Raw genomic sequence first — 19,429 nt, 5'->3', positions numbered from 1 at the left:
CGGTGATGGCATGACGGGGGTGAAGCCTGGTGGAGCCGGGTAGTGTAACGCGCTGCGCGAGGCCGCGACAGAAACGAAAAAGCCGCGCGGGGCGCGGCTTTCCGGCGCGGCGAGTAGCGGTTATTCCCAGAGCCTCTCGGGCAGCGGCAGGCCCTGGAGCTGTTCGGGCGTGAGCGGCTTGTCGGGCGTGACGCCGTAGCGCTCGAGCACCGCGGCGAGCTGCCGCGCGTGCTGCGCCGAATGCCACGTCGAGCGCTCGAGCAACTGATGCAGCGGCTGCGGCCCGTAGAAGGTCGGCAGCTTCTGCTGGCCGGACTTGTCCGACAGGCCTTTCCACCATGCGTCGAGATTCGAGATGACTTCATCGCCGTACTGCGCGACCTCGGAGCCCTTGGTGAACGTGCCTTCCTTCGGCGGCACGTTCGCATGCTGGATCGCGTACTCGACGTTGTTCGTCGTGGTCTCGAGGAACGCTTCGCCGATGCGGAAGATGTGATGCACCAGGAGACGGATCGAGCGGTCGCGGTTCGGAATCACGCGCTCGGCCATGGCGTTGTCGGGAAGCTGCCGCACGAGGCGCTGCGCGGTGCGCAGCACGTCGAGCCAGCGGTTGACGAGCACATCCGGGGGCAGCGGCGTATGGCCGGTGCCCTGTAGGCCGACGAACTCGGCGACGTCCTCGAGGTTCGCCCCGAAGACGAAGCTCTCGCCCTTGGCGACGATGGGGACGTTGCGCACGCCGAACTTGAGCAGACGCTCGCGGCCGCCGGCGTCGTTCAGCACGTCGACCGCTTCGAAATCGATGCCTTTACGCGAAAGAAACTCTTTCGCCCTGAGACAGCTGCTTCAACCAGGCTGGGTGAAGAGGGTGAACTTCTCTGCCACGGTATTCATGCGGGATTCCATTCGGAAAGAGGAGGGAGGGGGAAGGCTACTCCGGACGCGGCGCTGCGCGCAAGCTTGCGGCGACGCGATGCTATAATGATGGCCCTTTCGCGCGTATCGAACTCGATGAAGCTCATAGGTACTCCGACCAGCCCGTATACGCGCAAAGCCCGGGTCGTGCTGGCGGAGAAGCGCATCGATTACGACTTCATCGTCGATCCTCCCTACGACGACGCGACGCAGGTCTCCGCCTACAATCCGCTCGGCAAGGTCCCGGTGCTCGTGCTCGACGACGACACCACGATCTTCGATTCGCGCGTCATCGCCGAATACCTCGACAACGCGAGCCCCGTCACCAAGTTGTTTCCCGAAGACACGCGCCAGCGCATTCAGGTGCGTCGCTGGGAAGCGCTCGCCGACGGCTGCACCGACGCGGTGGTCGCGCTGGTGATGGAGAAGCGCAGGCCCGAGCAGTTCCAGTATGACGCGTGGATCGCACGCCAGCAGGCGAAGATCGATCGCAGCCTGCACGCCATGTCGAAGGACCTCGCGCAGCGCGCGTGGTGCTGCGGCGGGTTCTTCAACCTGTCGGACATCGCGGTCGGCTGTTGTCTCGGCTTCATCGACCTGCGCCTGCCGGAAGTCCAGTGGCGCGACGCCTATCCCAACCTGGCGCGGCTTGCCGACAAGCTCGCGCAGCGGCCGTCCTTCAGGGACAGCGTGCCGCCGAGCGCGTAAGCGTCACGCTGCCGGCGGGACGACGGTGCCGCTCGGACAGCCGGGCGACGCCGATGCGGCATCCCCTTTCACCGCCGCTTCGATGATGCCTCCGCCGAGGCAGACCCGGCTCTCGTACAACACCACCGACTGACCGGGCGTCACGGCCCATTGCGCTTCGGCGAAATCGATCGTGCAGCGCTCGGGACCGCACTCGGCGACGGCGCACGGCGCGTCCTTCTGCCGGTAGCGCGTCTTGCCGCCGTAGACCCAGTTGCACGGTGCCGGGCTGCCGCTGATCCACGAGAGCTGGACCGCGGTCAGCCGGTGCGAGTACAGCGCGCGGCTGTCGCGCCCCTGTACGACGATGAGCCGGTTCTTCTTCATGTCCTTGTCGACGACGTACCAGGCGTCGCCGTCGCCGTGCGCCTGGCCGCCGATGCCCAGGCCCTGACGCTGTCCGAGCGTGTAGAACATGAGTCCCATGTGCTGGCCGACGAGCTTGCCGTCGAGCGTCCAGATCTCGCCGGGATTGGACGGCAGGTAGCGGTTGAGGAACTCGCGGAACGGACGTTCGCCGACGAAGCAGATCCCGGTCGAGTCCTTCTTGTCGTGGTTGGCCAGGCCCTCGCGCCGGGCGATCTCGCGCACCTCGCGCTTGTAGAGACCGCCGAGCGGGAAGATCGTCTTCGCGAGCTGCGCCTGGTTCAGCCGATAGAGGAAGTAGCTCTGGTCCTTGGAGCCGTCCTCGGCCTTGAGAAGCTGGTGCAGGCCGTCGACTTCGCGCGTCTGCGCGTAGTGACCGGTCGCGATGTAATCCGCGCCGAGCGACATCGCATGGTCGAGGAACGCGCGGAACTTGATCTCGGCGTTGCACAGCACGTCGGGATTCGGCGTGCGGCCGGCCGAGTATTCGGTGAGGAACTCGCTGAACACGCGCTCCTTGTACTCGGCCGAGAAGTTGACCGCTTCGATGTCGATGCCGATGCGGTCGGCGACCGCGACCGCATCGATCAGGTCCTGGCGGGAGCTGCAGTATTCGTCGTCATCGTCGTCTTCCCAGTTCTTCATGAAGAGGCCGACGACATCAAAGCCCTGCTGTTTGAGGAGCAGGGCCGCGACCGATGAATCGACGCCGCCGGACATGCCGACGACGATTCTTTTGCTGGAGGTCATGTGGCGCCGCGCGAGGCGGGATTGCGCCGCGGGGCCGCGGCTACGCGTTATTTTAGACGCTGCAAATGAAAAGCGGGCCTCGCGGCCCGCTTCAATGGTTCGGCGTGAGACCGGATTACTTCGCCGGCGCAGCAGCGGGGGCCGCGGCGTCGTCGGTCTTCTTCGACTTCTTGGCCTTCTTCGCTTTCTTGGCTTTCTTCGGCTTCTTCTCGGTGGCGGCCGGGGTGTCGCTCGACGGCGCGGGCGCTTGCGCAGCGGCGCTGAACGAGACGGCGGCGAACATGGCAGCGATCAGGAGCGGGAGCAGTTTCTTCACGTTATCTTCCTTTTTGACGGGTGCGGGATTGCGTGCTGTCTAACGCGGCGGCCGCGAAACGGTTGACGTGTCCCGGGAACTTCGATTTCCCGCGATTGTCCCGGCGCGAGCCCGTCGATGCTCCAGTCGCCGACGCTGTAGCGGATGAGGCGGAGGGTCGGGAAGCCGACCGCCGCCGTCATGCGCCGCACCTGGCGGTTGCGCCCTTCGGACAGGACGAGCCGCAGCCACGACGTGGGGATCAATCGCCGGAAGCGCACCGGCGGCGTGCGCGCCCAGAGCCACGGCGGCTCGCCGACGAGCACGGCGTCCGACGGACGCGTGAGCTTGCCGTCCAGGGGCACGCCGCCGCGCAGGCGCTCGAGCGCATCTGCCGTCGGCTCGCCTTCGACCTGAACGAAATAGGTCTTGGGCTGCTTGTGGCGCGGATCGGCGAGGCGGTGCTGTAGCGCGCCGTCGTCGGTCAGGACGACCAGACCCTCGCTGTCGGCGTCGAGGCGTCCGGCGGGGTAGACGTCGGGCGTGGACACGAACTTTGCGAGCGTCGGCCGCTCGCCGTCGGCGGTGAACTGGCACAGCACGCCGTACGGCTTGTTCAACAGGATGACGGTGCTCACGAAAGAAACAGCCCTCGCTGGGCGAGGGCTTCGGGCCGGCGCGCGACGTGCGTCAGGCGGCCTGCGGCGTGCGCCGCAAATCCCTCGTCAGCCAATCGTACCCGGGTAGCGTCAGGAATTCGACGTATTCGTCGTCGGTGGTGATCTGCTCGAACAGGCGTGCGGCTTCCTCGTACTCTCCGGCGGTCCACGCCACCTCACCGATCTCCGCGCGCACCCTCGCGAGCTCCTCCGGCAGGAGCCGGCGCACGAGCGCCTTGGTGACCTTGCGGCCGTCCTCGAGCACCCCTTTCGGGCTGCGGATCCACTGCCAGAGCTGGGAGCGCGAGATCTCCGCGGTCGCGGCGTCTTCCATCAGGTGATAGACCGGCACGCAGCCATTGCCGGCGAGCCACGCGCCGATGTACTGGATGCCGACGCTGATGCTGTTGCGCAGTCCCGCTTCGGTGATCGGCTTGGTGGGCCGGAAGTCGAGGAGGTCGTCGGCGGTGACACTGACGTCGTCGCGCTGTTTGGCGAGCTGGTTCGGCCCGGGCATGTGCTCGTCGAAGATCGCCCTGGCGATTTCGACGAGGCCGGGGTGCGCCACCCAGGTGCCGTCGCACCCGTCGGTGGCCTCGCGCAGCTTGTCGGCGCGCACTTTTTCGATGGCCGCCGCGTTCGCCGCTTCATCGCCCTTGATCGGGATCTGCGCGGCCATGCCGCCCATCGCGTGGGCGCCGCGCTTGTGGCAGGTCTTTACCAGGAGCAGGGCGTACGCGCGCATGAACGGCGCGGTCATCGTGACCTGCGCGCGGTCGGCGAGACAGAAGTTCTTGTTGGAACGGAATTTCTTGATGCAGCTGAAGATGTAGTCCCAGCGCCCGATGTTGAGCCCCGCGGAGTGCTCGCGCAGCTCGTACAGGATCTCGTCCATCTCGAAAGCGGCGACGACGGTCTCGATCAGCGCCGTCGCCTTGATCGTCCCTACGGCCAGGCCGAGCTCGCGCTGCGCGACGACGAAGATGTCGTTCCACAGCCGCGCCTCGAGGTGGCTTTCCATCTTCGGCAGGTAGAAATACGGGCCGCTGCCCTTGGCGACCAAGGCCTTGGCGTTGTGGAAGACGTAGAGCGCGAAATCGAAGATCGCGCCGGCGACCGGTGCCCCGTCGACGAGCACGTGGCGCTCGAGCAGGTGCCAGCCGCGGGGCCGGACGAGCAGAGTCGCGGTCTTGTCGGCGAGCCGGTAGCGCTTGCCGTCGGGGCTCGTGTAATCGATAGTCCCCGCGGCGGCGTCGCGCAGGTTGATCTGGCCGTCGATCATGTTGCGCCACGTCGGTGTGTTCGAATCCTCGAAGTCCGCCATGAACACGTTCGCGCCCGAGTTGAGCGCGTTGATGACCATCTTGCGGTCGGTCGGGCCAGTGATCTCGACGCGTCGGTCCTGGAGATCCGCGGGCACCTCGGCGACTGTCCAGCCGCCGTCGCGCACCGGCTTCGTCTCCGTCAGGAAATCGGGCACCTTGCCCGCGTCGAATTGCCTCTGGCGCTCCCCGCGCGCGGCCATCAGCTCGCGCCGGCGCGGCTCGAACTCGCGGGCGAGCTTAGCCACGAGCTCGAGCGCGGGAGCGGTCAGGATTTCGGCAAACGGCGCGGGGACGTCGCCCAGGATGCGGACCGACGCGGGGATGCGTTCGACGGGGTTCATGCGGAGCCTCCGGGAGTGCGGCTGAGCGGCCAGTGAGATGCTGCAGTGCATTATCGCAGCGGGCACTGCAGTGCAGCAAGCGTCATTCCGGGGCGAGCAGACGCGCCCGCCGGCGCGGATGATCGGGACGGCGTCACGCGCTATAATTTTCGTTTTTCGCGGGCTGCCCGTTACTGAACGGAGCCGACCGCGAGCCACTGGTCCGGCGCTTTCCGCGAGCGCCGCAACTTCCTTGAAGCCCCCACCCGGCTCGCCCTTTCGAACGGATCAGGGACTGGGCGCGGCAGGAGCTTGCGGAGTATCCAGGGTCGCGCCGCCGCACTTTAGCCCAATTTCGGCATATCGAAGGAGAAGAGGCAAGACATGACGAGCCCGAAGATCATTTTCACCGAGGTAGACGAAGCGCCGGCGCTGGCAACGTACTCCCTTCTCCCCATCGTCCAGGCGTTCACGGCGACCGCGGGGATCGAGGTGGAGCTGCGCGACATTTCGCTCACCGGCCGGATCATCGCGAATTTCCCGGAGAACCTCGAGCCGGGCCAACGCATCCCCGACGAGCTGACCGCGCTCGGCAAGCTGACCGAAAGCCCCGAAGCGAACATCATCAAGCTTCCCAACATCAGCGCCTCGGTGCCTCAGCTCAAAGGCGCGATCAAGGAGCTCCAGTCCAAGGGCTACAAAGTGCCCGACTACCCGGACGAGCCGAAGAACGACGTCGAGAAGCAGATCAAGGCGCGTTACGGCAAGGTGCTGGGCAGCGCCGTCAACCCGGTGTTGCGCGAAGGCAACTCCGATCGCCGCGCACCCGCTTCGGTCAAGAACTATGCGAGGAACCACCCGCATCGCATGGGTGCGTTCAGCAAGGATTCCAGGACGCACGTCGCCCACCTCTCCAGCGGCGATTTCTACGGCAGCGAGAAAGCGGTGACGGTCGGCGACGCGTGCAGCGTCCGGATCGAGTTCCAGGGTGCCGATGGAAAGACCACGGTGCTCAAGGACAAGATCGCGCTGAAGGCCGGAGAAGTGATCGACGCAGCGGCCATGAGCCGTAACAAGCTACGCGCATTCTTCGAGCAGCAGATCGAGGACGCCAAGAAGCAGGGGCTGCTCTTCTCGCTCCACGTGAAGACCACGATGATGAAGATCTCCGATCCGATCATCTTCGGCCACGCGGTGTCGATCTACTACAAAGACGTTCTGGAGAAGCACGCCGCCACGCTCAAGCAGATCGGTTTCAATCCTCGCAACGGCATCGGCGACCTGTACGGGAAGCTCGCCTCGCTGCCGGCCGATACCAAAGCTGCGATCGAAAAAGATCTGGAAGCGGCCTACCAGGCCGGACCCAAGCTCGCGATGGTGAACTCCGACAAGGGAATCACCAACTTCCACGTCCCGAGCGACGTGATCATCGATGCCTCCATGCCGGCGATGATCCGCGAGTCGGGCAAGATGTGGGGCCCGGACGGCAAGCTCAACGATACCAAGGCCGCCATCCCCGATCGTTCCTACGCCCGTATCTATCAGGCGGTCATCGACGACTGCAGGAAGAACGGCGCCTTCGATCCCAAGACCATGGGCAGCGTGCCGAACGTTGGCCTCATGGCGCAGGCGGCGGAGGAATACGGCTCCCACGACAAGACCTTCGAGGCGCCGGGCAACGGCGCGATCCGCATCGTCGACGCGTCCGGGAAGGTTCTGATCGAACAGCCCGTGGAAGAGGGCGATATCTTCCGCGCCTGCCAGACCAAGGACGCGCCCATTCAGGACTGGGTGAAGCTCGCGGTGAGCCGCGCGCGCATCACCGGCGTCCCTGCGGTGTTCTGGCTGGACAAGGCGCGGGCGCACGACGCAGAGCTCATCGCCAAGGTCGAGCGCTACCTGAAGGATCACGACACCAGCGGCCTGGATATCCGCATCCTGGCGCCGCAGGAAGCGATGCTGTTCTCGCTCGAGCGTATCCGCGCGGGCAAGGACACGATCTCGGTGACCGGAAACGTACTGCGGGATTACCTGACCGACCTCTTCCCCATCATGGAGCTCGGTACGAGCGCCAAGATGCTGTCGGTCGTTCCGCTCATGGCCGGCGGGGGTATGTTCGAAACAGGCGCCGGCGGCACCGCGCCCAAGCACGTCCAGCAGTTCCAGCAGGAAGGTTATCTGCGCTGGGATTCTCTCGGCGAATTCCTCGCGATCGCCGCATCGCTCGAGCACCTCGCGCGCGTGTTCAAGAATCAGAAAGCGCAGGTCCTCGCGGAGACGCTCGATCAGGCGAACGGCCAGATCCTCAACAACAACAAGTCGCCTGCGCGCAAGATCGGCGAGCTCGACAATCGCGGCAGCCACTTCTATCTTGCGCTCTACTGGGCGCAGGCGCTGGCCGCGCAGACCAAGGACAAGGAGCTGCAGGCGAAATTCGCTCCGCTCGCCAAGACGCTGACCGAGAACGAAGCGAAGATCAATGCGGAGCTGATCGCCGCGCAGGGCAAGCCGGCGGATGCGGGCGGCTACTATCGTCCCGACCCGGAGAAAGCATCGAAGGCCATGCGCCCGAGCGCGACGCTCAATCAGGCGTTGGCATCTTTGGTCAAGGCGTGAACGCACGTCGTCGACGAATGACGTACGACGACGCTGGCAGCTGAACCCGGGCTGCCGTACGAAAGCAGGAACCCGCCACGGCGGGCTCCTGCACCTCCTCCCCCAAAGTAAAGCCCACTCGACCGCGAGGTCAGTGGGCTTGTTTTATTTCTGCAGGCCGGTGGGGCTCCGGACCAAACCGTTTAGAGGGCTTGGATATTCGACGCTTGCTTACCTTTGGGACCTTGTGTGACTTCGAACGATACTTTCTGGCCTTCCTTCAGGGTTTTGAAGCCTCCCATCTGGATGGCGGAGAAGTGCGCGAAGAGATCTTCGCTGCCGTCGTCCGGGGTAATGAAGCCATAACCCTTCGCGTCATTGAACCATTTCACCGTACCAGTTGCCATACACATTCCCTCAGCTGCAAAAAAACGGGCCCCACGCCCGCACCTGTCTGGATTTTCAAGCTGTCGCTAAAGGCCTGCCGGTCCTGCGGAAACTTGAAGCCAAACACCCGATTGCTTTCTAGGCTATCTAAAACGGGAAGTCAAGTATACTCACCGGAAGTATCCGGGAATGTACTTGATCTTTCCGGGATTCCGTCCAAAATAGCCCGTGAAGCATTGGGTTTTACGTTTGATTCAGCATGGCAACGAGGCGCAGCGAAGACACGGTCCTGGAGGCCAAGAAGAGCCGGACCAAGCCACCTTCGATGTTCAAGGTGATGCTGCTGAACGACGACTACACGCCCATGGATTTCGTCGTTCTGGTGCTGCAGAAATTCTTCCTGCTTTCCCGCGAACGGGCCACGCAGGTCATGCTCAAGGTGCACCGGGAGGGAATGGGGGTCTGCGGCATCTATCCCAAGGACGTCGCCGCAACCAAGGTCGAACAGGTGCGGTCGTACGCCAAACAGCATCAGCATCCGTTACAGTGTGTGATGGAAGAAAATTGAAGGTGAAGCGACTCAGATGATTGCCCAGGAACTCGAAGTCAGCCTGCACATGGCCTTCATGGAAGCACGCCAGAAGCGCCACGAATTCATCACCGTGGAGCATCTGCTGCTGGCGTTGCTCGACAATCCCTCCGCCTCGGAAGTGCTCCGGGCGTGCGCCGCGGACATCGACGACCTGCGCAAGCTGCTGTCCGATTTCGTCACCGAGCACACGCCGATCCTCGCTGGCGACGACGTCGACACCCAGCCCACGCTCGGTTTCCAGCGGGTGATCCAGCGGGCGATCCTGCACGTCCAGTCGTCGGGAAAAAAGGAAGTGACCGGAGCGAATGTCCTAGTCGCGATCTTCGGCGAAAAGGACTCCCACGCCGTCTACTTCCTGCATCAAAAAGGCGTCACCCGCCTCGACGTGGTGAACTTCATCTCTCACGGCATCAGCAAGGTGCCGCAGGCGCAGCAGGCGAAGACCGAGAACGAAGCCGAGAGCGAGCACGAAGCCCAGCCCGGCGGCGCGCTCGAGAACTACACGCTCAACCTCAACGCGCTGGCGCTGTCGGGCAAGATCGATCCGCTGATCGGCCGTGACAAGGAGCTCGAGCGCGTGGTGCAGACGCTCTGCCGCCGCCGCAAGAACAACCCGCTCCTGGTCGGCGAGGCCGGCGTGGGCAAGACCGCGATCGCCGAAGGGCTGGCGCGCCGGATCGTCGAAGGCGAGGTGCCCGACATCCTGAAGAAGAGCAACGTCTATTCGCTCGACATGGGCGCGCTGCTCGCCGGCACCAAATACCGCGGCGATTTCGAGCAGCGCCTGAAGGCGGTGCTCAAGCAGCTCGTCGACAACCCGCACGCGATCCTCTTCATCGACGAGATCCACACCCTGATCGGGGCGGGCGCCGCTTCGGGCGGCACGCTCGATGCGTCCAACCTGCTCAAGCCCGCACTGTCGACCGGCCAGTTGAAGTGCATCGGCGCGACGACGTACCAGGAATACCGCGGCGTCTTCGAAAAAGACCACGCGCTGTCGCGACGCTTCCAGAAAGTCGATGTGGTCGAGCCGACGATCGCCGAGACCGTGCTGATACTCAAAGGCCTCAAGTCGCGCTTCGAGTCGCACCACGGCGTGAAGTACCAGCCGTCGGCGCTGACTGCCGCGGCCGAGCTTTCGGCGCGCTTCATCAACGACCGCCATCTGCCCGACAAGGCGATCGACGTCATCGACGAGGCGGGCGCTGCGCAGAAGATCCTGCCCAAGTCCAAGCAGAAGCGCGTCATCAGCAAGCACGAGATCGAAGAGATCATCGCCAAGATCACGCGCATCCCGGCGCAGACCGTGTCGACCGACGACCGCAACGCGCTGAAGAGCCTCGACCGCGACCTGAAGGCCGTGGTGTTCGGCCAGGACAAGGCGATCGATGCGCTGTCGGCGTCGATCAAGATGGCGCGCAGCGGCCTCGGCAATCCCCTCAAGCCGATCGGCTCCTTCCTGTTCAGCGGCCCCACCGGCGTCGGCAAGACCGAAGTCGCGCGGCAGCTGGCCTACACGATGGGCGTCGAGCTCATCCGCTTCGACATGTCGGAGTACATGGAGCGCCACGCGGTGTCCCGCCTCATCGGCGCGCCCCCGGGATACGTCGGCTTCGACCAGGGCGGTCTGCTCACCGAGGCGATCACCAAGCATCCGTACTCGGTGCTGCTGCTCGACGAGATCGAGAAAGCGCACCCGGACATCTTCAACATCCTGCTGCAGGTGATGGACCACGGCACGCTCACCGACAACAACGGCCGCAAGGCCGATTTCCGCAACGTCGTCATCATCATGACGACCAATGCGGGCGCGGCGGAGCTCTCGAAGACGTCGATGGGCTTCACGATGACCAAGCAGTCGGGCGACGAGATGGGCGAGATCAAGCGCATGTTCACGCCCGAGTTTCGCAACCGTCTCGACGCGATCATCTCGTTCGCGGCGCTCAACAGCGAGATCATCCTGCGCGTGGTCGACAAATTCCTCATGCAGCTCGAAGACCAGCTGCACGAGAAGAAAGTGGAGATCACCTTCACGCAGGCGCTCAAGGAGCATCTCGCGAAGACCGGCTTCGATCCGCTGATGGGCGCGCGTCCGATGGCTCGCCTCATCCAGGACACGATCCGCCGCGCTCTCGCCGACGAGCTCCTCTTCGGGCGCCTGGCGAACGGCGGCAAGGTCACGGTCGACGTGGACAACGAAGACAAGGTGCACCTCGTGTTCTCGGACTCGGAGGAGCCTGCGGGCGTCGCCTGACGCTTTCGGTCAAGACAACGGCATAAGCAAAGCCCCGGTTGGTCTGAAAGGCCACCGGGGCTTTTGTTTATAATGGCCCGGCACTTTTGCCGGGGACGAGAACAATGAAACCCTTCATGACGTGCGCGCTCGCGATTGCGGGTGCCGTGCACTTCACGCCTGCCGCGGCGCAGGATCCGAATGCGGGCCGCAATCTCTCCGCCGCGTGCTTCACCTGCCATGGAACGGGCGGCAACAGCGTCGGCGGCGTACCGCCGGGTCTTGCCGGGCGCGATTCGGCGGAGCTCTTTCAGACGATGAAGGATTTCCAGAGCGGCAAGCGTCCCGCCACCATCATGCACCAGCAGGCGAGGGGCTATACCGACGAGCAGCTCAAGCTCATCGCGGCCTACATCGCGACGTTGAAGCCCGCCGCGGCGCGCACCCCGCCCAAGGCCAATTAGGAGCGAGCGATGTCAGTCTCCCGACGCGAATTTCTCTCGTGGATGTCCGCCGGCGCCGGCGCCGCCGCGCTGGCGGGTTGTGAATCGATGGGGGCGTCGTCCGGCGCTTCGGACGCGGTTCCCGCCGGCGCCCGTGTCGTCGTCATTGGCGGCGGCTTCGGCGGCGGAGCCGCGGCCAAGTACATCCGGATGTGGGCGCCGGATATCGACGTCGTGCTCGTCGAGCGCAACCCGACCTTCATCTCGTGCCCGATCAGCAACCTCGTGCTCGCCGGGAACACGACGATGCAGGAGATCACGTTCGGCTACGACGGCCTGCGCTCGCGCGGCGTGCGCGTGGTCCAGGACGAAGTCGTCGGGATCGATCCTGGCAAGCGCCAGGTGCGCCTCGCGCGCGGCGCGGCGATCTCGTACGAGCGCCTGATTCTCTCCCCCGGGGTCGAGCTCATGTACGACGGCATTCCGTCGTTGCGAACCGCCGAAGCGCAACAGCGCATCCCGCATGCGTGGAAAGCCGGCGAGCAGACGGTGCTGCTCCGAAAGCAGCTCGAAGCGATGCGCGACGGCGGGGTGTACGTGCTGCAGATCCCGACTCAGCCCTATCGCTGCCCGCCCGGACCGTACGAGCGCGTCTGCCAGGTCGCCGACTACTTCAAGCGCGCCAAGCCGCGCTCGAAGATCATCGTGCTCGACGCCAATCCGGACATCGTGTCGAAGAAAGGCCTCTTCGTCGCCGCGTGGGACGGGCTGTACAAAGGCATGATCGATTACCGCCCGAACAGCGAGATCGCCGACGTCGACATCAAGGGTATGACGGTCAAGCTGCAGTTCGACGACGTCAAAGGCGACGTCATCAACGTCGTTCCGCCGCAGCGGGCGGCCGACATCGCGCAGAAGACCGGCCTCATCACCGCGAACCAGCGCTGGTGCGGCGTCGACTGGCTCACCGCCGAGTCGCTCGCGGTCAAAGGCATACACGTGCTGGGCGATGCAACGCTCTCGGCGTCCGCGATGCCCAAGTCCGCGAGCATGGCCAACCAGCACGGCAAGCTGTGCGCGGCCGCGGTGATCGCGCTGCTGAAAGGCCAGCCGGTCGACCCGCACCCGGTGATCATGAACACGTGCTACAGCTTCGTGAGCGGCAACAGCGCGATGCACGTCGCGTCGGTGCACGCCTACGATGCCAAGGACAAGACGCTCGTGCCGCAGAAAGGCGGCGGCGTCTCCGGCAAGGCGAGCGAGCTCGAAGCTCAGTATGCGTGGGGCTGGGCCAGGAACATCTGGACCGACAGTCTCGCGTAACGGGCGCCGGACGAAGACGCACGGGCGCTCAGGCGCCCGTTTTCTTTGGTGATCGGCGCTCGATCGGGACCAACAAAAAAGTCACGACGACGAGCGCGGCAAAACCGACGTAAGCCATCGTGAATACCCATTCCGGCAGCTCGTAAAACATCACGCTGCGTACCCACCGCGCGATGAACCCGACATCGCTGCCGCGCCCCCGAAGGGCGTCCTCCCACAACGTCAGCGGGCACGCCACACCTGCCAATGCCTCCGCCGCAACGAAGCAGATTGCCGCGAGATGCAGCCAGCGGAATGTGCGTTTTCGCACCCACTGCCAGCGAAAGATCGCGCCGAGCCAGATCGCCGCAAGGCCGCCCGTGACGAACAGCACGAACGCGAAGTGCACGAACAGCACCGCGTCGGCGGCGTAGCTCTTCAACATCGTGCTCGAGCGCTCGTGATCTGCGAGCGGTTCCACGCTCCGTGAAGAGCAGTGCCGCGCTCTCCGCAACGAGCGTGCCATCCGGGGACTATATGCATGGAACTAGCCGCAGCGACGTATTTCGTCGCTGCGCTCGCACGTGAACAATTCGCTCCTGGATTTCGTCCGTCGTATCCGTAAACCACCACGCTTCGATCACAGGAGACGTCATCATGAAAGCGAAACTCACGTCGCAAGCCGCCACCGAAACGATGAACGTAGCGATCGCAGGCGGCGGAACCGTCGAGCTCGTCGCGGTGCTGACCGCCATGGTCTTCGTCGCGTGCGGCGCGGCGGCGCTTCTGTTGACCACCCCCAACGCGCTCGAGTCGGTCGCCAACGCCGCGCCGACCCAGATCGTCGAGCAGTCTTCCGAGCGCCCGTTCCACGAGCGTTACCCGATCAGCGCGAACGCCCAGTCGATCGACGCCCCGACTTTCTGAGAACCGGAGAGCGACGCCATGATCAGCTCCGTAGAACGACGCCGCCTCGAAGAGGCGTATCCCGATCCGGTCGACGCGCGAGCGGTGTTGCGCCGCTGCGCGGCGGGCCTGCTGACGATTCTTGCGCTCGCGATCCTCGCCGCGATCGTCACCGGCGGCGAAGACGGCCTGCTGGCGCGCGTCAGCGCGTCACAGGCCGGGAGCGATCGCTGACCCACTCGCTCCACGATCCGGGGTAAAGCCGGGAGCCTGCCAGGCCTGCGTGCTCCATCGCGAGCAGGTTATGGCAGGCGGTCACACCGGACCCGCATTGATGCACCACCGCAGCAGCCTCTCGTCCCCCCAGTAACGCTTCGAACTCACCCCGCAGACGCTCGGGCGGCTTGAACGAGCCATCCTCGGCCAGGTTCAGCCGGAAGAAGCGGTTCGCGGCGCCGGGAATGTGACCGGCGACGGGATCGAGCGTCTCGTTCTCGCCCCTGAAGCGGTCGGGGCTCCGAGCATCCACGACGAGGGTCTTTGCGTCATCGAGGTGCGACGCGACGAAGGCCGCGTCCACGGCCGCGCGCGGGCGCGCCAGTATCGCGAACGTGGTCGGCTGGGGGACAGGAACCTCGGTCGAGACTTCGAAGCCGCGCTGCGTCCACCGCTGCCAGCCGCCGTCCAGCACCGCGACGCGGGTGTGGCCGAGCCAGCGCAGCATCCACCACAGCCGTGCGCCGTAATAGCCGCCGCTGGCGTCGTAGGCGACCACTTGCGTCGTATTGCCGACGCCGAGGGCGCCGAGCCTCAGCGCGAACGTCCGCGAGTGGGGCAGCGGGTGCCGCCCGTTGCCGCCCGTCTTGGGGCCCGAGAGATCCTCGTCGAGGTGCACGAAGGCCGCGCCGGGTATGTGCGACTCGCGATAGGCCCGGCGGCCATGCTCGTAATCGGCCAGATCGTGCCGGCAATCGAAGATCGCCCAATCGGGTTTACGGAGATTCGCCGCGAGCTCTTCGGCGCTGATGAGGGTCGTGAACATATCGGCCAGTCAGTCCGCGTTTCGAAACGTTCGGCCCGCGGCGCCCGGATTCACAGGTGAGGCTGCAGCTCGCGCCGGATGAACTGGTGGAAATGCCGCATGCCGTCTTCCAGCGGTGACTGATAGGGGCCGCTCTCGTCGATGCCCTGTTGCAGCAATGCGCGCCGGCCCGCGGTCATGCGCTCAATGATCTCCGCGTCTTCCACCGCGGTCTCGCGGTAGGCCGCCTGCTCCGCCTCGACGAACTCGCGCTCGAAGAGCGCGATGTCCTCGGGATAGTAGAACTCCACCACGTTCGTGCACGCCTCGGGACCGCGCGGCACCAGCGTGCTGATCACCAGGGAATGCGGATACCACTCGACCATGATGTTGGGAAAGTAGGTGAGCCAGATCGCGCCGTGAGCCGGCTGGCGGCCTGCGGCGTAACGCAGGACTTCATCGTGCCAGCGCTGGTAGACCTTGCTGCCGGGACGCCCGAGTCCGCGCTTCACCCCGCACGTCTGGACGCTGTACCAGTCGCCGAACTCCCAGGACAGATCGCGGACATCGACGAAATTGCCGAGCCCGGGGTGGAACGGCTCGACGTGATAATCCTCGAGGTAAACCTCGATGAAGGTCTTCCAGTTGCACGCGTATTCGTCGATCTCGGTGCGGTCGTATACGAAGCCCGAGAAATCGAGATCTTTCGCCACGCCCAGCGCGGCGAGATCGTCCGCCACCCGGCGCTGGCCCGCGAACAGCAGTCCGTTCCAGTCCGTGAGCTTGGACTTCGCGAGGTCGAGGCAGGGATTCTCCTCGAACTGCGGGGCGCCGATGAGGCGCCCGTCCAGGCCGTAGGTCCAGCGGTGCAGCGGGCAGACGATGTTGCGGACCGCGCCCCGGCCGCGCAGCATCACCGCCTGGCGATGGCGGCAGATGTTCGACAGGAGCTCGACGCCATGATCGTTGCGCACCAGCGCCTTGGCATCGCCCATCCACGCCAGCGCGTGGTAATCGCCCGCGTTCGGCACCATGAGCTCGTGACCGACATAGCCCGGGCCGCGCTCGAAGAAGATGCGTTTCTCGATCTCGTAGAGCGCGGGATCGAAGTACCAGCCGATCGGCAATTGCGAGGAGTCACTGCCCAGTGCAGCGACGCTGGAAAGGTCTGACATGCAGAGTGGTCGTTCGTGAAGGAGTGAAGGCGATCGTCGCCGATGTGGCCAGCCTCGGCGTGACGACTGGGCGCCCCCGCGAAAGAGGCGCTATTTTTTCCCAAAGGTCTTGAAAAGGCAACCGATTTTGCCCGACTAGCGCACGTGGGCAAGCGGCACATATCGGGCCGGGCAACCGGTTTTTCCAGCCGCGCCGGGTTCAATTGCACAACGCGTGAGAAGGCCGCGCGGATTACGTGCGCCGATGCACGCGAACGAAGCTCGCGTCGTCGCAGAGCACTCGCGGCCCCTCCTTTAGATTGACCGCAAATCACTGATTGCGCTAATCTTTACGGTTTCGTCAGGTACCCCGAATGCCCACCCCCGGCAAGCCCCCCGAGCAGGAGGCCACTTTCGAATCGGCCCTCACCGAGCTCGAGAAAATCGTCGCCAGTATGGAGGCCGGGCAGATGCCGCTCGAACAGTCTCTCGCGGCGTACAAGCGCGGCGCCGAGCTCCTGAAGTTCTGCCAGGCCGCGCTGCAGGACGCTCAACAGCAGGTCAGGATCCTCGAGGACGACGTTCTGCGCACGTTCGGCGCGGCGGAACAGTAATGGACGCGCCCGACTTCCAGAGCTGGGCGGCTGCCCGCCAGGCTCGTATCGAGACGTTGCTGGAGACCGTCCTGCCGTCGGCCAAGATCGTCCCGGAGCGCCTCCACGCTGCGATGCGATATGCGGTGCTCGGCTCGGGTAAGCGCGTGCGGCCGCTGCTCGCGTTCGCCGGCGGCGAGCTCTCCGAAGCCGACATCGAGCGCGTCGCGCTCGCCGGCGCCGCGGTCGAGCTGATCCACGCGTATTCGCTCGTGCACGACGATCTGCCGTGCATGGACGACGACGTGCTCCGCCGCGGCAAGCCCACCGTCCACGTCGAGTACGACGAGGCGACCGCGCTCCTGGTGGGCGATGCGCTGCAAAGCCTCGCTTTGCAGCTCCTCGGCGAATACCGCCTCGCCGAGCACAGCGTCGACCAGCTGCACATGGTGAAGCTGCTCGCGACCGCCGCGGGGTCGCGCGGCATGGCGGGCGGCCAGGCGATCGATCTCGATTCGGTGGGCAAGAAGCTGTCCGTGCCGGAGCTCGAGCTCATGCACATCCACAAGACGGGTGCGCTGATCCGCGCGTCGGTGCTGCTCGGCGCGCACTGCGGCCACGGCCTCGGTGAGAGCGAGCTCGCCGAGCTCGATCGCTTCGCCAAGCTGATCGGGCTCGCGTTCCAGGTCGTCGACGACGTGCTCGACGCCGAAGCGCCTACCGCGACCCTCGGCAAGACCGCGGGCAAGGATGCGGAGCGCAACAAACCGACTTACGTGAGCGCGCTGGGCGTCACCGAATCGAAGAAGTTCGCCGAAGCGCTGCGTCACGATGCTCTTTCCGCGCTCGAAGGCTTCGGCGAGCGCGCGGTGAGATTGCGACAACTCGCGGACTTCATCGTCCTTCGAAAATTCTAAGCACGCGGCTGACCGCCGCTGCGCACAAACTACCGCCGATGTACGAGCTACTGGACGGAATTTCCTATCCCCATGACTTGCGCCAGCTGGAACGAAGCCAGCTGCGGCGCCTTGCCGACGAGCTGCGCCAGTTCCTGCTCGAATCGGTGAGCCAGACGGGAGGCCATCTCTCTTCGAACCTCGGCACCGTCGAGCTCACCATAGCCCTGCACTACGTGTTCGACACGCCCAACGACCGCATCGTGTGGGACGTCGGCCACCAGACCTACGGGCACAAGGTGCTCACCGGGCGGCGTGCCGGGATGAAGCGGCTGCGCATGTGGGAAGGCATCTCGGGATTTCCGCGGCGCGACGAAAGCGAATACGACACTTTCGGCACGGCGCATTCCAGCACGTCGATCAGCGCCGCCCTGGGCATGGCCGTCGCCTCGAAGCTCAAAGGCGAGCGCCGCCGCGCGATCGCGGTGATCGGAGACGGCGCGATGACCGCCGGCATGGCGTTCGAGGCGCTGAACAACGCGGGCGACATGGACGTCGACCTGCTCGTCATCCTGAACGACAACGAGATGTCGATCTCGCCGCCGGTGGGCGCGCTCAACAAGTACCTGGCGCGGCTCATGTCGGGCCGCGTCTACAACACCGCCCGGGGTTTGGGCGAGCGCGTGCTGGGCGAGCTCGCGCGCCGCGCCGAAGAGCACGTGAAAGGCATGATGAGCCCCGGCACGATGTTCGAGGAGTTCGGCTTCAACTACATCGGCCCGATCGACGGCCACGACCTCGACGCGCTCATCCCGACGCTGCACAACATCAGGAACCTGCGCGGGCCGCAGTTCCTGCACGTCGTCACGCGCAAGGGACAGGGCTACAAGCTCGCGGAAAACGATCCGGTCCTGTATCACGGCGTCTCGAAGTTCGATCACACCAACGGCATCGTCGGCGGCAAGTCGGGCGGCAAGCAGTCGTACACCCAGATCTTCGGGGACTGGCTGTGCGACATGGCGGAAGCCGACTCGCGCCTCGTCGGCATCACGCCCGCGATGCGCGAAGGCTCGGGCCTCGTGCAGTTCGCCGCGCGCTTCCCCGACCGCTATTTCGACGTCGGCATCGCCGAGCAGCACGCGCTCACCTTCGCGGCAGGCCTCGCGTGCGAAGGCATGAAGCCGGTGGTCGCGATCTACTCGACCTTCCTTCAGCGCGCCTACGACCAGCTCATCCACGACGTGCAGATCCAGAACCTGCCCATCGTGCTGGCGATCGACCGCGCGGGGCTGGTCGGCGCGGATGGCGCGACGCACAACGGCAGCTTCGATCTCTCCTATCTGCGGTGTCTTCCCAATATGACGGTGATGACGCCGGCTGACGAGAACGAATGCCGGCAGATGCTGTACACGGCATTCACGATGAATACGCCGACTGCGGTGCGCTACCCGCGCGGCACCGGGCCCGGCGTGGCGACGCAGAAAGCGATGCAGATCGTGCCCGTCGGCAAGGGCGAGATCCGGCGCGAAGCGGCGCCCGATGCCGCGCGCAAGGTGGCGATCCTCGCGTTCGGCTCGATGCTCCACCCCGGCCTCACCGCGGCCGAGGAGCTTCAGGCGACCGTCGCCAACATGCGCTACGTCAAACCGCTCGACGAGTCGCTGGTCCTCGACCTTGCCGGGCGCCACGAGCTGCTCGTAACCATCGAGGAGAACGTCGTTGCGGGCGGGGCCGGGAGCGCGGTGATCGAGGCGCTCGAGCGCCACCGCGTCACGGTCCCGGTATTGCAACTCGGATTGCCGGACCGCTTCATCGACCAGGGCGACCCTTCGATCCAGCTCGCGTCGTGCGGCCTCAACGCCGAAGGCATACTGAACGCGATCCGCGAGCGGCTCGCGGACTAGAATGCCCATCCACTCTCACAAGACGG

General features: G+C 65.2%; 20 protein-coding genes and 1 pseudogene. 11 read left to right on the top strand and 10 right to left on the bottom strand.

Going from position 1 to position 19,429, the window contains the following annotated elements:
- Positions 1-120 precede the first annotated feature (120 nt).
- Positions 121-597 (bottom strand): DinB family protein, encoded by a 477-nt coding sequence (locus VHP37_31590; protein ID HEX2830920.1) that lies wholly within the window; start codon positions 595-597, stop codon positions 121-123.
- Between the two features lie 114 nt (positions 598-711).
- Positions 712-828, bottom strand: a pseudogene (locus tag VHP37_31585) (glutaredoxin domain-containing protein).
- A gap of 183 nt (positions 829-1,011) precedes the next feature.
- On the opposite strand from VHP37_31585, the gene VHP37_31580 reads away from it, so the two are divergent.
- A complete protein-coding gene (locus VHP37_31580; protein ID HEX2830919.1) occupies positions 1,012-1,623 on the top strand; it encodes a glutathione S-transferase in 612 nt (203 codons plus the stop codon).
- A 3-nt stretch (positions 1,624-1,626) separates the two neighbouring features.
- Here the strand turns inward: VHP37_31580 and mnmA are convergent, their stop codons facing one another.
- The 4 genes from mnmA to aceB form a co-directional block, all read right to left on the bottom strand.
- Positions 1,627-2,778: a tRNA 2-thiouridine(34) synthase MnmA gene (gene mnmA / locus VHP37_31575; protein HEX2830918.1), complete on the bottom strand. Its 1,152-nt coding sequence runs from the start codon at positions 2,776-2,778 to the stop codon at positions 1,627-1,629.
- Between the two features lie 115 nt (positions 2,779-2,893).
- Positions 2,894-3,094, bottom strand: a complete 201-nt coding sequence (locus VHP37_31570) for a hypothetical protein (GenBank protein HEX2830917.1) — start codon at positions 3,092-3,094, stop codon at positions 2,894-2,896.
- Positions 3,091-3,711 (bottom strand): pseudouridine synthase, encoded by a 621-nt coding sequence (locus VHP37_31565; protein HEX2830916.1) that lies wholly within the window; start codon positions 3,709-3,711, stop codon positions 3,091-3,093. The genes VHP37_31570 and VHP37_31565 overlap by 4 nt, the downstream gene beginning before the upstream one ends.
- Before the next feature lie 52 nt (positions 3,712-3,763).
- Positions 3,764-5,398 (bottom strand): malate synthase A, encoded by a 1,635-nt coding sequence (gene aceB, locus VHP37_31560; GenBank protein ID HEX2830915.1) that lies wholly within the window; start codon positions 5,396-5,398, stop codon positions 3,764-3,766.
- Between the two features lie 363 nt (positions 5,399-5,761).
- Here aceB and VHP37_31555 point away from each other — a divergent pair, with 363 nt between their 5' ends.
- The gene (locus VHP37_31555) at positions 5,762-7,993 is read left to right on the top strand and encodes an NADP-dependent isocitrate dehydrogenase (GenBank protein ID HEX2830914.1); all 2,232 of its coding nucleotides are present in this window, start codon (positions 5,762-5,764) and stop codon (positions 7,991-7,993) included.
- Between the two features lie 182 nt (positions 7,994-8,175).
- Here the strand turns inward: VHP37_31555 and VHP37_31550 are convergent, their stop codons facing one another.
- Positions 8,176-8,379 carry a cold-shock protein gene (locus VHP37_31550; protein ID HEX2830913.1) on the bottom strand — a complete coding sequence of 68 codons (204 nt, stop codon included), beginning with the start codon at positions 8,377-8,379 and terminating at the stop codon, positions 8,176-8,178.
- A 239-nt stretch (positions 8,380-8,618) separates the two neighbouring features.
- Here VHP37_31550 and clpS point away from each other — a divergent pair, with 239 nt between their 5' ends.
- The 4 genes from clpS to VHP37_31530 all read left to right on the top strand — a co-directional run bounded on the left by clpS (position 8,619) and on the right by VHP37_31530 (position 12,950).
- Entirely contained in the window at positions 8,619-8,927 is a 309-nt protein-coding gene (clpS, locus tag VHP37_31545; GenBank protein HEX2830912.1) for an ATP-dependent Clp protease adapter ClpS, read from the top strand.
- Between the two features lie 16 nt (positions 8,928-8,943).
- Positions 8,944-11,205, top strand: a complete 2,262-nt coding sequence (gene clpA / locus VHP37_31540; protein ID HEX2830911.1) for an ATP-dependent Clp protease ATP-binding subunit ClpA — start codon at positions 8,944-8,946, stop codon at positions 11,203-11,205.
- A gap of 104 nt (positions 11,206-11,309) precedes the next feature.
- Positions 11,310-11,648 (top strand): cytochrome c, encoded by a 339-nt coding sequence (locus VHP37_31535; GenBank protein ID HEX2830910.1) that lies wholly within the window; start codon positions 11,310-11,312, stop codon positions 11,646-11,648.
- A 9-nt stretch (positions 11,649-11,657) separates the two neighbouring features.
- A complete protein-coding gene (locus VHP37_31530; protein ID HEX2830909.1) occupies positions 11,658-12,950 on the top strand; it encodes an NAD(P)/FAD-dependent oxidoreductase in 1,293 nt (430 codons plus the stop codon).
- Between the two features lie 28 nt (positions 12,951-12,978).
- Here the strand turns inward: VHP37_31530 and VHP37_31525 are convergent, their stop codons facing one another.
- On the bottom strand, positions 12,979-13,374 hold the full coding sequence (locus tag VHP37_31525; protein HEX2830908.1) for a DUF2784 domain-containing protein: 396 nt from the start codon (positions 13,372-13,374) through the stop codon (positions 12,979-12,981).
- 212 nt (positions 13,375-13,586) lie between these two features.
- On the opposite strand from VHP37_31525, the gene VHP37_31520 reads away from it, so the two are divergent.
- Together VHP37_31520 and VHP37_31515 are read left to right on the top strand one after the other, a co-directional pair.
- Positions 13,587-13,856, top strand: a complete 270-nt coding sequence (locus VHP37_31520; GenBank protein HEX2830907.1) for a hypothetical protein — start codon at positions 13,587-13,589, stop codon at positions 13,854-13,856.
- Between the two features lie 18 nt (positions 13,857-13,874).
- Positions 13,875-14,069 (top strand): hypothetical protein, encoded by a 195-nt coding sequence (locus VHP37_31515; GenBank protein ID HEX2830906.1) that lies wholly within the window; start codon positions 13,875-13,877, stop codon positions 14,067-14,069.
- On the opposite strand, the gene VHP37_31510 is transcribed toward VHP37_31515, so the two are convergent.
- Complete coding sequence (locus VHP37_31510; protein ID HEX2830905.1) at positions 14,038-14,877, bottom strand: sulfurtransferase; 840 nt, start codon at positions 14,875-14,877, stop codon at positions 14,038-14,040. The two genes, VHP37_31515 and VHP37_31510, sit on opposite strands and share 32 nt — an antisense overlap.
- A gap of 50 nt (positions 14,878-14,927) precedes the next feature.
- Positions 14,928-16,031, bottom strand: a complete 1,104-nt coding sequence (locus tag VHP37_31505) for an aromatic ring-hydroxylating dioxygenase subunit alpha (GenBank protein HEX2830904.1) — start codon at positions 16,029-16,031, stop codon at positions 14,928-14,930.
- Positions 16,032-16,384: 353 nt separating this feature from the next.
- Here VHP37_31505 and VHP37_31500 point away from each other — a divergent pair, with 353 nt between their 5' ends.
- The 3 genes from VHP37_31500 to dxs are packed head-to-tail and all read left to right on the top strand — an operon-like array spanning position 16,385 to position 19,403.
- Positions 16,385-16,624 carry an exodeoxyribonuclease VII small subunit gene (locus tag VHP37_31500; GenBank protein HEX2830903.1) on the top strand — a complete coding sequence of 80 codons (240 nt, stop codon included), beginning with the start codon at positions 16,385-16,387 and terminating at the stop codon, positions 16,622-16,624.
- Positions 16,624-17,520 carry a farnesyl diphosphate synthase gene (locus VHP37_31495; GenBank protein ID HEX2830902.1) on the top strand — a complete coding sequence of 299 codons (897 nt, stop codon included), beginning with the start codon at positions 16,624-16,626 and terminating at the stop codon, positions 17,518-17,520. The genes VHP37_31500 and VHP37_31495 overlap by 1 nt, the downstream gene beginning before the upstream one ends.
- A 38-nt stretch (positions 17,521-17,558) precedes the next feature.
- Complete coding sequence (dxs, locus tag VHP37_31490; protein HEX2830901.1) at positions 17,559-19,403, top strand: 1-deoxy-D-xylulose-5-phosphate synthase; 1,845 nt, start codon at positions 17,559-17,561, stop codon at positions 19,401-19,403.
- Positions 19,404-19,429: the final 26 nt, after the last annotated feature.

Source organism: Burkholderiales bacterium (genome assembly GCA_036262035.1).
GTDB lineage: Bacteria > Pseudomonadota > Gammaproteobacteria > Burkholderiales > SG8-41 > JAQGMV01.
This window is presented reverse-complemented; position numbering and strand designations above follow the sequence as displayed.

Bases quoted from the DNA above. Each gene is read 5' to 3' on its own strand.
- dxs (HEX2830901.1), top strand. From the start codon at position 17,559: ATGTACGAGCTACTGGACGGAATTTCCTATCCCCATGACTTGCGCCAG.
- mnmA (HEX2830918.1), bottom strand. From the start codon at position 2,778: ATGACCTCCAGCAAAAGAATCGTCGTCGGCATGTCCGGCGGCGTCGAT.
- aceB (HEX2830915.1), bottom strand. From the start codon at position 5,398: ATGAACCCCGTCGAACGCATCCCCGCGTCGGTCCGCATCCTGGGCGAC.
- VHP37_31510 (HEX2830905.1), bottom strand. From the start codon at position 14,877: ATGTTCACGACCCTCATCAGCGCCGAAGAGCTCGCGGCGAATCTCCGT.
- VHP37_31550 (HEX2830913.1), bottom strand. From the start codon at position 8,379: ATGGCAACTGGTACGGTGAAATGGTTCAATGACGCGAAGGGTTATGGC.
- VHP37_31535 (HEX2830910.1), top strand. From the start codon at position 11,310: ATGAAACCCTTCATGACGTGCGCGCTCGCGATTGCGGGTGCCGTGCAC.
- VHP37_31495 (HEX2830902.1), top strand. From the start codon at position 16,624: ATGGACGCGCCCGACTTCCAGAGCTGGGCGGCTGCCCGCCAGGCTCGT.
- VHP37_31525 (HEX2830908.1), bottom strand. From the start codon at position 13,374: ATGTTGAAGAGCTACGCCGCCGACGCGGTGCTGTTCGTGCACTTCGCG.
- clpS (HEX2830912.1), top strand. From the start codon at position 8,619: ATGGCAACGAGGCGCAGCGAAGACACGGTCCTGGAGGCCAAGAAGAGC.
- VHP37_31500 (HEX2830903.1), top strand. From the start codon at position 16,385: ATGCCCACCCCCGGCAAGCCCCCCGAGCAGGAGGCCACTTTCGAATCG.
- clpA (HEX2830911.1), top strand. From the start codon at position 8,944: ATGATTGCCCAGGAACTCGAAGTCAGCCTGCACATGGCCTTCATGGAA.
- VHP37_31555 (HEX2830914.1), top strand. From the start codon at position 5,762: ATGACGAGCCCGAAGATCATTTTCACCGAGGTAGACGAAGCGCCGGCG.
- VHP37_31515 (HEX2830906.1), top strand. From the start codon at position 13,875: ATGATCAGCTCCGTAGAACGACGCCGCCTCGAAGAGGCGTATCCCGAT.
- VHP37_31520 (HEX2830907.1), top strand. From the start codon at position 13,587: ATGAAAGCGAAACTCACGTCGCAAGCCGCCACCGAAACGATGAACGTA.
- VHP37_31530 (HEX2830909.1), top strand. From the start codon at position 11,658: ATGTCAGTCTCCCGACGCGAATTTCTCTCGTGGATGTCCGCCGGCGCC.
- VHP37_31505 (HEX2830904.1), bottom strand. From the start codon at position 16,031: ATGTCAGACCTTTCCAGCGTCGCTGCACTGGGCAGTGACTCCTCGCAA.
- VHP37_31580 (HEX2830919.1), top strand. From the start codon at position 1,012: ATGAAGCTCATAGGTACTCCGACCAGCCCGTATACGCGCAAAGCCCGG.